The sequence below is a fragment of the Runella sp. SP2 genome, assembly GCF_003711225.1.
GTDB lineage: Bacteria > Bacteroidota > Bacteroidia > Cytophagales > Spirosomataceae > Runella.
This window is the reverse complement of the sequence record NZ_CP031030.1, coordinates 2,877,046-2,889,809: the sequence shown is the minus strand read 5'-3', so window position 1 is coordinate 2,889,809 and position 12,764 is coordinate 2,877,046. Positions and strand designations below refer to the sequence as shown.

The window sequence follows — 12,764 nt, the reverse complement described above, 5'->3', positions numbered from 1 at the left end:
TGAAACAGCTGGGCCTGACGTTCCTATCCACATCATTTTAAAACAGATTCTTGTAAAACCTCGCAGCTACACAAACCCCTAAGGTAGCGCGAGGTTTTTTTCATCATAGGTCAAGTTGTGATTGAATCAACATTGCAAAAATATGCAAACTTTTTGTTTTAATGCAACTTTTTTTTGCATTTTTTTGCAAAGAATTTTCAATACTTTGCAAACGATACCTGGATACCTGTCAGACACATTCACCTATGATTAAAGAAGAACGCCAACGGCTCATCATTGAGAAGCTCAATCGTGACCAAAAAATCAATTTGTTGGAGTTGAGCCAATTGTTGAATGTCTCCTACGATAGCATTCGCCGCGATGTCATTGAGCTAGAAGACAAGGGGCTTTTAAAGAAAGTCCACGGCGGTGCGGTGGCCAACTCGTATTTATCGTTTAAGAATACGCACAATTACAGCGCCGACCAGCAAGAGGTGGTGATGCTGACCCGAAAAGCCCAAAAACTTTTTTACAATCACCAGACAATACTCATGGACGGTGGAACAACCAATTTTCATATTGCGGAGCAGTTTCCTAAAAATCTGGAAATGACTGTGATTACGAATAGCTTACCCTTGGCTGCGGTATTGAACGAACATCCCAAAATCGAAACCATTTTACTGGGGGGCACTTACCATAAACGCTATCAAATCACGATTGGTAACCAAGTAATGAAGCAACTTGAGCATATTCGGGTGGATTTGTACTTGATGGGTTTTAATGGGCTCGATCCCGAAGTGGGCGTGACGTTGCGGCATTATGAAGAGTCGGTCTTAAAACAAAAAATGGCGCAAGCAGCCAAAAAAGTAGCTATCTGCGCCATTACCGAAAAGTTGCATACGGTAGAAACCTATAAAGTATGCGACTTACAAGATATTGATATTTTGATAACAAGTTTAAAGCCTTCTGACGTCACTTTAAATGCGTTTCGGCAGCAAGGTATTGAACTCATCTAAAAATATTGCAAAAGTTTGCAGTTTTAAAGAATACCTTCGTCAGGGATACGTTGTACAAGAATTTTGTCAATACGACTTTTATCCATGTCGATGATTTCAAAGCGATATTCCTGCCAGATAAAATATTCGCCAGTGGTAGGAATATCCTTGATAATGTGCAAGGCAAATCCGCCGAGGGTATTAAACCCAGTCAATTCTTTGTTGTCTTCGACCACAATATCAAAGTGATCGAGGAAATCTTCCCAAGGAAGCTGTGCATCCACCAAAAAGCTGCCGTCTTCGCGCTCAACGATGTCGTAGTTAAACTCATTCGTTTCTGACAAATCTCCCACCAGAACGTCCATAATGTCGTTGAGGGTGGCAATGCCTTGCATGGCGCCATATTCATCGACGATGATGCCAAAATGCACGCGGCGCTCCTTAAATTTTTCTAAAGCTTGGTACGCTTTTATGTTTTCGGGGATGTACAAGGTTTCTCTGGCCAGTGATTCCAACCGTCGAAGCTGACCATCGAGGTCTTCCCCAAGTAAGTCTTTGACATAAATTAAACCAACAATATTGTCGATTCCGTCGTTGCAAAGGGGATATACTGAATGTTTAGATTCTAAGATTTTTGCCCTATTCACGTCGGGTTCATCGGCGGCATCTAGCCAAGTCACTTCTTGGCGATTGGTCATCAATGAAACAATTTTGCGATCGCCGAGGTGAAATACGTTTTCAACAATTTCTTGCTCGATTTCATCAATGGCACCTCCCGTAGTTCCTTCTTGGATAATTGTTTTAATTTCTTCCTCCGTGATGGCTTGGTTTTGTGGCGTAATGCGTAGCAATTTCATAATCAAATCGCTCGATTTTGCCAACAACCAAATAAACGGAGCCGTAAGGGTAGAAAGCCAGTTCATCGGTGCTGCCATAAACTTGGCAATAGCTTCGGGGTTGGCCATCCCGATTCGTTTGGGAACAAGTTCTCCAAGTACCAACGAGAGATAAGTGACAAAAAGAACAACCCCCCCAACGGCAATGCTGTGGGCGTAAGGTTTAAGCAACTCAAACTGTTCGATGTACGTTTGAAAATCAGTTGTAATGCGTTCGCCACTGAATACCCCGTTGAGGATACCGATGAGCGTGATACCAATCTGGACTGTGGATAAGAAGCGATTGGGAGAGTTGGCAAGTTCAAGCGCGTGCTGGGCTTGACGGTCACCGTTGCGGGCCGCGGTTTCCAATTTCGACTTTCGCGATGAAACAAGCGCGATTTCCGACATGGAGAAAATTCCGTTAATGAGAACGAGTAGAACGATTACAAGTAGTTCCACGAAGGGGGGATGGTTGGTACAATTGCAAAATTATCAAAACTATTTGCTATCCAAAACAATCGCATTTGCTAATTTTGTCAAGTTTTACTTTCCATAGCAGAATGATTATTTTTATCAAAGACCGACCTATCCGAATTTTAAGCGAAAAGGCTGCCCAAAAGCTTCCCGATAGAAGCACTTTTGACAAGGTAGTGGATGCTAACCTAGAGATGTTGAAAGTGGCTAGTTTGCGTGGCCATTTGCTGATTTTAAACGCTACTCCCATCACGGTTGAAAAGTTGTTTCATTTTTTGAACAACTTCGATTTGCCTGATTTACAGTCGGTTTATTTGGTGCCAAAAGATAAAGAGGCCGTAGAAAAGCGCCTTAAAAAGATGTTTACGGTCGTAAAAGCTGCGGGTGGAGTAGTGACCAAAGGTGAGCAGTTTTTGATGATGTTTCGGCGTGGTTGCTGGGATTTGCCCAAAGGAAAATTGGATGAGGGCGAAAAGTCCAAAAAAGCTGCTTTGCGTGAGGTAGAAGAGGAAACGGGCGTGAAAGCCGAATTGGTTGAAAAAATTTGTACCACTTGGCACACATACAGCCAAAACAATCAAAAATACCTCAAACGCACAAAGTGGTACTTGATGCGCAACGTCAATGATAAAAAAATGGCACCTCAACACGAGGAAGGAATTGAGCAGATTGTATGGATGACCGAAACGGAAGCGCGTCAAGCCCTCCTGAACTCTTTCAGTTCCATTCGCTATGTAGTGGATTGTTTTCTGGGCCAAGAAGTGGACATGGATTAAAAATGATAAAGAAACCCATGAATTCAATGGGTTTCTTACTGCTGCTGCATCCAGTTGACGGTCATTTCGATAATGGCAGCGTTGAAATTGTGGGAGGCAAAATCTTTGTATTTCCCTTTTTGTTGTAACTGCTTATATTCTGTAAATGAATTTACCCTTGCCATAAAGTGGTCGGCATTTCTCAGTAATTTGTAAGTACCTTTGTTTGGCAACGACTCATTGACGATTTGGGCAATCTGCTGCGCTGCTTCTGGACTAATCGCTTGGCTGTCGAATTCACCGTGGATGGCTAAAGTGGGGACATTGGCTTGTGCCCACGTTTGTAGAAGGTTGACGCGGTTTAAATCAGCAAAGTATCCCGCCGAACGTCCCCAAAATGTCCCTCTCCGATAGCCAAGCGGATTTTCTTTGGAAGTAAGTATGGCTTCAAAATCGGGGACACTGAGCAAATCGGTAGCACTACGGCCTTGTACTAGCCATTCGTACAAGAGTGGCGTCATCATGCGGGCATTGACATCGGAAGGCAATAGAGATTCTTTATAGAGCAGGGGTTGCTTACGAAACACATCAAGCATATGCTCAAACCAAGGTTTTACCACCGTGCCATACACCATCACACCACGTGGTTTGAGACGCGCTTTCAGGGCGACGATGGGCACAGCCGTTCCGCCAATAGAATGACCAAAAATAAAAACCTTTGAACTGTCAACAAAGGGAAGTTTTTGGGTAAAACGAAACGCATTTTGAAAAGCGGCGAGTTCTTCTTGGTAATCCAGCCTTGCACAGTCTTTGGTACCCGCACTTTCGCCCACACCAGGCTTTTCGACCCGCACCACGGCATAGCCTGCCTTCACCCAGCCATCAACCAATTGTTTGGTAGGAGAGAGGCTATCTTTTGAAAAATCAATGGAACCACAATCAAAATCTTGGATATAAAAAACGGCAGGAGCTTTGTCGATGTTGGAGGGGCGGTGCACAATGGTGCGCAAATACCCACGTTGGTACGGAACTTCATCGTAAAATACTTCACCCGCTGAGTTTTCGCGGGGGGCAGGTTTGACGATGCCCACGGCGCGCGTTTTACGGTTTTTGCGGAGATAGGTAATGGAAATAGGGTCGTTTTCTTTGAGCTGTTGTTCGAGGTTATGGAAGTCAAAAAGATAGAGCGAGTCTGTTTCGTTGATGGCTACCAAAATATCGTCAGGACGAATACCCAATTGGGCGGCTGTTGATTCTGGATGAACGCTTTTTACCCAAATACAATGCGCTTCCTCTATTTTGAGGGCATTTAGGAGCGAATCAGGTGCTTCGACGTAGTCAATTCCTAATGATCCTTTGCGGTGAAGGTGTTGTGCCTGAGCGGTTGATACAAAGGCAATCAACATGATGAAAATTCCGTGGCTGAGTTTTGCGTACATCTGAATCTAAGATAAAAGTAAAGCAGGAGACACTGCAATTTGGTGCAAAATTTACGCCAAAAATTTTGACAGAAAAAATCGCTAAGAATTAGTCTTCGAGCCGAATTTTTAACCCATCGAATCCCAACCTAATGTGAGCAGGTAGTTCTTTCTCTACTTCGGCATGGCGGCCCATTTTATGACTCAGATGGGTAAAATAGGTCACTTTGGGCTTCAAAATTGTGACGGTATCAATAGCTTGTTGCAAATTGAAATGCGAAATGTGTGTTTCGCGCTGCAAGGCTCCTAAAACCAACACATCAAGGTTTTGAAGTTTCGCCACTTCTGCTTCGGGAATATGATTAACGTCGGTTAGGTAGGCAAAATTGCCAATGCGGAAGCCAAAAACGGGCAAGCGATGATGAAGCACGTCGATGGGGGTAAACGTAACTCCCAAGACGTCAAAAGGGGTATTGGTAATTTCGTGGAGCTGAAGTCTCGGAATACCTGGGTAGCGGTAGTCGGCAAATACGTATTCAAATTCGCGTTTTAGCTGCTCTAAGACCTGCAAACGCCCATAGACGGGCATGTCTTTGTTTTGTAGGAAATTAAAGGCACGGACATCGTCTAAGCCCGCGGTATGGTCTTTGTGCTGGTGCGTAAAAATAACAGCATCCAGTTGGGTAATATCTTCGCGCAGCATTTGCTGACGGAAATCAGGGCCTGTATCAATCACAAAACACTTGCCTTGTGTTTCGACATAGACAGACACCCGTAGGCGTTTGTCGCGGTAGTCCAACGACCGACAAACGTCACAACGACAACCAATCAATGGAATTCCCGAAGATGTCCCTGTCCCAAGGAGCGTAATGACCATTCGTTATAAAATAGTGGGGATGCGTAAAAGTGCTTTTACGCATCCCCATCGTTCGTTATTATTCTGCGGCAGTCAGTTCATTCACAATTTCAACGAGGCGGTCAAAATTGAGCGGTTTTACAAGTACATCGTTGAATCCTGCGGTAGTAAAATCTTCTTCAGAGTAGTTTTTAGCGTTTCCTGTAATGGCTACCACTGGAAGTTGAGCTTTAGCTTTGTTGGCTAATCCCCGAATTGCCTTTACACATTCCATACCATCCATGATAGGCATGTTAATGTCGAGCAAAATGATCTCAAAATCTTCTTTATCCAAAATTTGTAGCACTTGCTCGCCATTTTTGACGGCGGTAATTTCAAAGTTTTGGAACTCCAAAATTTTCTTTGCTAGGTTTTGGATTACAGAACTGTCTTCGGCAATAAGTACGCGCTTTTGCGACATGGTAATAGGAAGTTTTTGGTGGTTTAAAGCTTTGCTTGGCAAACGTTCAAATAAATGAGACACTAAGTAAGCCGAAAAATTTTAAACTGAAAAATGTAAAATGTAAAAGTTGGCGCTTTTCTTAATCAACAAAATTTTATCTACAAGTTTTAGCGGGTGAGGGGAGGGGTAAAAACAAAAAATCCCGCACCTAAGTGCGGGATTTTTTGGTATGAGAATCAACCGATTAGTTGAAGATATAGCGGATTCCGAATTGGCCCTGCCATACGTTGTTGACGTTGATACTCTTTACAAAAGCGTCTTTCAACAAGATTGTTTCGTTGTTTACAACTTGCGTTGCCATGCGGTAAACAGGAACACCTTGAGCGTTTACGCTTGCCATTGTCAATGGGTTTGTACCAGTAGTTGTGTAAGCTACACCCCATTTGTTGTTTAGCAAGTTACCTGCGTTAAGAAGGTCGAAACGGAAACGAAGGATGTTTTTCTTGCCTTTTGAACCTACAGAGATGTTGAAATCTTGCTCAACTGTGAAGTCGAAACGAGTCAACCAAGGTACGGCAGCACCATTACGTTCTGCATACTGACCGCGACGAGTGCTCAAGTAAGGATGGTTTGAAATGTATTCGTCAAAAGCGGCTGCTTGTTGTTCAGGAGTGAAAGTTTTACCACCTGAAGTAAGCGATGTGAAAGTCAAATCAGAACCTCTGTTCGGAACGAAGATAAGGTCGTTGTTCTGACCGTCACCATTGATGTCGCTACCAGATGTATAAGATACTTTAAAACCGCTGTTAGAAACCATACCCAATGTGAACATGGTAGAACCACCCAGTTTGCCACCGTAGTTGATACGGTAGTTCAAATAACCTACGATGCGGTGACGAAGGTCGTTGTCAGACCACGATGGCGTCAAATAGTTTTGACCAGCTACCGTTGGAATGTTAGCCAATACTGTACTTGCTACTGATTGGATGTCTTTGGCTACTGCGTAAGTATAACCCAACATACCGCTCAAGCCTTGCGTTGCTGTTTTCTCCAATTTACCTGTCAACGAGTAAGAATATCCCTCTTTCGTGTTTGTCAAGATGAAGGCGTTGGTGTTAGCAGCGTTGATAAAACGAGCTGGGTTTACTGCTGCACCCGATAAGCCTGATGCAGGGAAACGGCCGCGTGTATCTGGACCTGAGAAAGTAGCGCTTGGGCCTTTCAAGTTGGCGTCGATGTAGCGAAGTGCTTGTACGTTTTTGTTGTAAATACCTTCTACAGTAGCAATCAAACCGAAAGGAAGTTTGTGGTCAATCGCTAAGTTTGTTTTCCAAATCACTGGGTTTTTCAAACCATCTACCGAAGCGTTGATTACGTATGCTGGCAATCTTGTGATGTCTGTCGTAGCGGGTCTGTAACGACTAGGGTCAGTTGTGAAAGGATAGGCGGTAGTGTTAGTGAAGTTAAGAACGGCCGTGTTTACCCCGTTGTTACCCAATTGGTTAGATACCAATACCTGTGGGATACGAGATACAAAAATACCTGTTCCTCCACGTACTTGCGTCGTTCTGTCTCCTTTTACGTCGTAGTTAAATCCAAGACGTGGAGAAACCAACAATTTGTTGCTTGGGAAAGCGCCTGTGCTTACTTTAAGGTCTTGTCCGTTTTCGTCTTTGTAGGTCAAACCTGCCACAACTGGGTTGTTAAAGTCTTTTGCTAAGTCATCGTTGTAGTCAAACAAATCGAAACGAATCCCACCTGTCAATTTGAATTTATCACTTACTTGGAATTCATCTTGGAGATAAGCAGCATACGTTGATTGTTTCAATGTTTGCAAAGGTTCAGCCCCGTCTGGCAAGAGTGAATAGCGATAGTTGAAACGGGCTACTGGAACTGGTGAAGTTGTCAAGTTTGGATTGGCTTTGAATGCCAACGCTGCCGTTTTGAAATCTGCGATTGAGTTAAATACCCATACCCCGTTTGATGCAGGGAAGAACACGTTGTTTGACGTAAAGTGTTCGTACGAAAGACCTAAAGTGATGTTGTGCTTACCCGCGAAATAGCTCAAGTTGTTGGTGAAGTTCAACGTTGAGTAATTCAACTTGTTATTAGGCGTAAATGGATCAAAACCTGTTGAAGTATAAGTACTACCGTCTTTCAAGATGTCAACCGTTGGGAAAATATCGTTTTTATACTGACGGTCTTCGATTTGCTTGTTGTAGGTAGCGATGAAGTTGTTGGCAAACTTACCACCGAAGTTAGAGTTCAACTCGGCTACAAACGAACGAGTGTTATCCGCAATCAAGTAACCTGTATTTTCTGGTGAAAGTGCCAAGTTAGAGTTTGTACGGTTACCGTTACCTGCGGTGTTACTACTGTTACTGTTGGAGATAATCTGGCCAGACTGTGAGTTGTGGTGTGAATAGCGAACCGACAATTTGTGGTTGTTATTGATGTTGTAATCAAGACGAACAAGACCTTTTTTACTTGTTACATCGTTGTTGAAGTTATCAATTGCACCTGACTCGTAGTTGAAGTTGGTCTTCATGAAGTTAGCAATGTCATTCAAGTCATCAGCTGTCACGCGTGACACGTTTCCAGTTGCACCTGAGCGGTTAGCTACCCATGTCAACGCTGGCGTAGAGCTTGTGAAGTTTTCAAAGTTAGCAAAGATAAAAAGCTTGTCTTTGATGATTGGTGCACCGATACGGAAACCGAACGTCTTTTCGTTAAGATTTACCGTTGGTAAGTCACGTCCATCTGCTTTTTTACCAACTAAGCTGCTACCTCTTGTCAAGAAGTAAGCAGAACCAGAAACCTCATTTGTTCCAGAGCGAGTTACGGCGTTGATACCTGCACCTGCAAAACCTGACTGACGAACGTCGAAAGGAGCGATGTTGATTTGAACCTGCTCAATCGCATCCAAAGAAACGGCGGTTGTTCCTGTACGGCCACCAGCTTGTGAAGAAGAACCCAAACCGAAACCGTTGTTGAACACCGAACCGTCGATGGTAAAGTTGTTCAAACGGCTATCTTGACCACCAAATGAGCGGCCGTTGCTGTAAGCATTGTACTTTGTAATGTCATCGATGGTACGACCGATGGTTGGCAAGCTGTTAACGGCATTCAAACCCAACGTAGTGGCAGCACCCGTACGGCCCGATGAAAAAATGTCCGAACGACCGCTTGTTACTACTACTTCTTGAAGTTCTTTCCCGTCTTCAACCAAGCTGAAGTTTGCATCGGCAGAAGCTCCTAAGTTGGCGTAAATATCGTCTTTAGTTTGCTCTTTAAAACCGACAAATGTGACAACAACTTTATAAGGACCACCTACACGAACCGAAGGAAGAACGAAGCGTCCTTTGTCGTTGGTAACAGTTCCGTATTTAGAACCAGATGGTGTGTGGATAGCCACGACAGTAGCACCTGGCAACTCAGAGCCTTTAGTGTCTTTGACAATACCTCTGATTGAAGAGGCCGTCACCTGTGCGTTGGCGGAAGATAAACCCATAAAAACAGCGGCAATGACTGCGAAAAGTCCAATTACTGCTTTGCTCTTTCGTAGAAGTTGAAAGTTCATACAATTTGGGAAGTTGGTTAGAATTATGATTTGGTTTTTAATTGCTGATAAGCAATGAAATGCAGTGCAAAGAAACAAGAAAATTGGTTGACAAACAAAAGCCAATTCTTAATATAATACCAAGTTAACATTAGGAACTACTTGATTTATTGGAATAAAACAATTTTTTAACACAAAATTTCAAAAAAATTAGGTTAAAAAATTGTTACCTCTTATCTTATTTATAAACCTATTTGTTTGAACATACAACAGTGTCACGTAAAAAATGTTTACTTGCATTTATTTTAGATCGAAGATTTGAATCACTGATGACAACTGACTTAAAATCGTACAAGTTGACTCAATACAGCCACGGAGCAGGCTGCGGCTGTAAAATATCCCCAAAAGTGTTGGATGTTATTTTAAGCCCCCCCACCCCCAATGGGGGAGCTCCTGTATTAACTCCCCCATTGGGGGCGGGGGGGCTGTTGGTAGGTAATTCCTCTCGGGATGACGCCGCCGTCATGGATCTAGGAAATGGGGAGGCGATTATTAGTACCACCGATTTTTTTATGCCCATCGTTGATGACGCCTTTGATTTTGGTCGAATTGCTTCGGCCAATGCCATTTCGGATGTCTATGCCATGGGTGGAATGCCGCTTTTGGCCATTGCCATTTTGGGTTGGCCTATTGATAAACTCCCGCCTGAAGTGGCGGCGCAGGTAATAGAAGGAAGTCGGTCGATTTGTGCGGAAGCAGGTATTCCGTTGGCTGGTGGGCATAGTATCGACAGCCCTGAGCCTATTTTTGGTTTGGCCGTGACGGGGAAAGTCGCTATCCCCAACCTTAAAAAGAACGATACCGCCACCGAAGGATGTCTGTTGTATTTGACCAAGAAACTTGGAGTGGGTATTCTGACAACGGCGCAGAAAAAAGGGATTCTCAAGGACGAACACGCCGATATTGCACCTCAGCAAATGATGCAACTCAACCAAATCGGGGCCGTTTTGGGTACGTTACCTTACGTAACCGCCTTGACCGACGTGACGGGTTTTGGCTTGCTAGGGCATTTGATTGAAATGGCCGAAGGAAGTGGGCTGAGTGCTGAAATTGAGTTTGACAAAGTACCCAAATTGCCTTTTATCGAAGATTATTTGGCCCAAAAGTCGTTTCCAGGCGGTACGGTTAGGAATTGGGATAGCTATGGGCATAAAATAGGTGAGGTGTCCGAATTACAAAAGTTCATTTTGGCAGATCCTCAAACCAGTGGAGGATTGCTCATTGCCGTAGAACCAGATGCCCAAGAGGAGTTTGAGGCGTTGATGGAAGAACGTGGCTTTGAACTACAAACCCTTGGAAAACTGGTAGAAAAACGTGAGAAAGTTGTTTATGTGAAATAATTGAATTTAGTATTTGACCTTCATTTATGGTAAGTCCAAAATTATATTTAGTCCCTACGCCCATTGGCAACTTAGAAGACATCACCCTGCGCGCGATTAATGTCCTTAAAAGCGTGGATGTGGTATTGGCAGAAGACACCCGTACATCTGGAAATCTGCTCAAACACCTCGGCATTTCGAAACCGATGCAGAGTTATCATATTCATAATGAGCACCAAACTGTCCAAAAAATCATTGCTAGAATCTTGAAAGGGGAAAGCATGGCCTTGGTGTCGGATGCTGGAACGCCTGCGGTTTCTGACCCTGGGTTTTTGTTGGTACGAGAATGTTTGAAAAACGGCGTGGAAGTCGAGTGCCTTCCTGGTCCGACAGCTTTTGTACCTGCCTTGGTCAATTCGGGACTGCCTTCTGACCGATTTACGTTTGAGGGTTTTTTACCCCATAAAAAAGGCCGACAAACGCGCTTGACCGAACTCAAAGAAGAAGAACGAACGATGATTTTCTACGAATCACCCCATCGCCTTTTGAAATCGTTGGAACAATTTGCGGAGTATTTTGGGGGCGACCGTCAAGCATCTGTTTCTCGTGAGTTAACAAAAATGTTTGAAGAAACAGTAAGAGGTACTTTAACTGAAATTATTGCTTACTTTACCGAAAAAACAATCAAAGGTGAAATCGTTATTGTCGTATCTGGGAAATAGAAGTTTCCTGTTTCCAGTTTCCTGTTTGGGGTTTCCTGTTTGGAAGTTATTATTTGGGTCAAATCGACAAAGCACTTTGTCATACCGACGAAGGAGGTATCTAACCCCATCTCTCTCACTACTGTTCGCTGCTTGCTGCCTGCTGACCGCTTCAACCCTTTCCGCTCAAACCCTTACCAAAGACGCCAAAATCAGCTTGGTGACCATTGCGCCAGGAAATAGCGTATTTGAAGGAAGTGGTTTTGGCCATAGTTCGTTGTGGGTTTCGGACCCAGCCAACGGTATCAACAAAAATTACAATTACGGGACGTTCACTTTTCAAACGGGCAACTTTTTACTGAAGTTTGTGCAAGGGACGTTGCCTTACACCATTTCGGTGATTCCGATGGAATACGTGGTGCCGCATTACGAAGCTGAGCGACGGGATATGACCGAACAAGTGCTGAACCTTTCGCAAATGCAAAAACAGCGTCTGTACGACTTTCTCGAAAATAATGCCTTACCCCAAAACCGCGAATACCAATACCGTTTCTTTTTTGATAACTGCTCGACTCGCTTGCGTGATGCACTCACAGCGGCTTGTGGCGATAGCTTGGTGTATTATAATAAGCCGATTGAAGGAGAAGCCAAAAGTTTTCGGGAATGGATGAACGATTATTTGGTCGAAAAACCTTGGGAGCGATTTTTGATGAATTTAGCTTTGGGACTTCCTTCGGACGATGTCGCTACGCCAATGCAAGAAATGTACTTGCCGTACAATTTGATGCACCATTTTGACAAAGCCAAAGTCGGAGGTAAGCCGCTCGTAAGTGCAACGCAGCCTTTGGTAGTGACCAACTTCTCGCACATGGCGCAGCCGTCGCAGCCTTGGTATTTGAGTCCGCTGTTTTTGTTGGTTTTGTTAGTACTTGGAACCATTTGGCACACCCGCCGTCAGCAACAACGGCTCAAGATTGGCTATACCTTTGATAAAATCCTTTTTACTGTAGTTGGACTAATGGGATGGATTCTATTTGGGCTGGCAACGGCCACCAACCACGGTGTGACGGCTTGGAATCCGCACATACTTTGGATGTTACCGCTTCATTTGCCATTGGCTTTTTTCTTTGCTAGCGTTCAACAAGGGGGTTGGGTACTGAGATACCTACAAATCAGTTTTGGGTTGATAGGGCTTTACTTGTTGGTGGTAGCCGTCGGAAGTGTTATCAAAGGCTCATTCGTCGGGATGCCTGTAGAGGCTTGGTTACTCATTTTTTGCCTTGTGCATCGGTTGTTCTTTTTACTTAAAACAAAGCGTTAAAATCATT

General features: G+C 43.9%; 10 protein-coding genes. 5 read left to right on the top strand and 5 right to left on the bottom strand.

Annotated elements, in window-relative coordinates; genetic code table 11:
- Positions 1-245: 245 nt before the first annotated feature.
- The gene (locus tag DTQ70_RS12115; RefSeq protein ID WP_183976607.1) at positions 246-995 is read left to right on the top strand and encodes a DeoR/GlpR family DNA-binding transcription regulator; all 750 of its coding nucleotides are present in this window, start codon (positions 246-248) and stop codon (positions 993-995) included.
- A 23-nt stretch (positions 996-1,018) separates the two neighbouring features.
- Here DTQ70_RS12115 and DTQ70_RS12110 read toward each other — a convergent pair whose 3' ends face one another.
- A complete protein-coding gene (locus DTQ70_RS12110) occupies positions 1,019-2,260 on the bottom strand; it encodes a hemolysin family protein (RefSeq protein ID WP_229600145.1) in 1,242 nt (413 codons plus the stop codon).
- A 152-nt stretch (positions 2,261-2,412) separates the two neighbouring features.
- Here DTQ70_RS12110 and DTQ70_RS12105 point away from each other — a divergent pair, with 152 nt between their 5' ends.
- A complete protein-coding gene (locus DTQ70_RS12105; protein ID WP_122931032.1) occupies positions 2,413-3,102 on the top strand; it encodes an NUDIX hydrolase in 690 nt (229 codons plus the stop codon).
- A gap of 35 nt (positions 3,103-3,137) precedes the next feature.
- Here the strand turns inward: DTQ70_RS12105 and DTQ70_RS12100 are convergent, their stop codons facing one another.
- From DTQ70_RS12100 to DTQ70_RS12085, 4 genes are all read right to left on the bottom strand, one after another.
- The gene (locus tag DTQ70_RS12100; protein ID WP_122931031.1) at positions 3,138-4,520 is read right to left on the bottom strand and encodes an alpha/beta fold hydrolase; all 1,383 of its coding nucleotides are present in this window, start codon (positions 4,518-4,520) and stop codon (positions 3,138-3,140) included.
- An 88-nt stretch (positions 4,521-4,608) separates the two neighbouring features.
- The gene (locus DTQ70_RS12095; RefSeq protein ID WP_122931030.1) at positions 4,609-5,376 is read right to left on the bottom strand and encodes an MBL fold metallo-hydrolase; all 768 of its coding nucleotides are present in this window, start codon (positions 5,374-5,376) and stop codon (positions 4,609-4,611) included.
- A 58-nt stretch (positions 5,377-5,434) separates the two neighbouring features.
- Positions 5,435-5,815 (bottom strand): response regulator, encoded by a 381-nt coding sequence (locus DTQ70_RS12090; protein ID WP_028526095.1) that lies wholly within the window; start codon positions 5,813-5,815, stop codon positions 5,435-5,437.
- Positions 5,816-6,041: 226 nt separating this feature from the next.
- Positions 6,042-9,377, bottom strand: a complete 3,336-nt coding sequence (locus tag DTQ70_RS12085; protein WP_122931029.1) for a TonB-dependent receptor domain-containing protein — start codon at positions 9,375-9,377, stop codon at positions 6,042-6,044.
- Between the two features lie 308 nt (positions 9,378-9,685).
- On the opposite strand from DTQ70_RS12085, the gene selD reads away from it, so the two are divergent.
- The 3 genes from selD (at position 9,686) to DTQ70_RS12070 (ending at position 12,757) form a co-directional block, all read left to right on the top strand.
- Positions 9,686-10,756: a selenide, water dikinase SelD gene (gene selD, locus DTQ70_RS12080; RefSeq protein ID WP_122931028.1), complete on the top strand. Its 1,071-nt coding sequence runs from the start codon at positions 9,686-9,688 to the stop codon at positions 10,754-10,756.
- 26 nt (positions 10,757-10,782) lie between these two features.
- Positions 10,783-11,457 carry a 16S rRNA (cytidine(1402)-2'-O)-methyltransferase gene (gene rsmI / locus DTQ70_RS12075; protein ID WP_122931027.1) on the top strand — a complete coding sequence of 225 codons (675 nt, stop codon included), beginning with the start codon at positions 10,783-10,785 and terminating at the stop codon, positions 11,455-11,457.
- 76 nt (positions 11,458-11,533) lie between these two features.
- Positions 11,534-12,757 carry a DUF4105 domain-containing protein gene (locus DTQ70_RS12070; protein ID WP_164489987.1) on the top strand — a complete coding sequence of 408 codons (1,224 nt, stop codon included), beginning with the start codon at positions 11,534-11,536 and terminating at the stop codon, positions 12,755-12,757.
- Positions 12,758-12,764 lie beyond the last annotated feature (7 nt).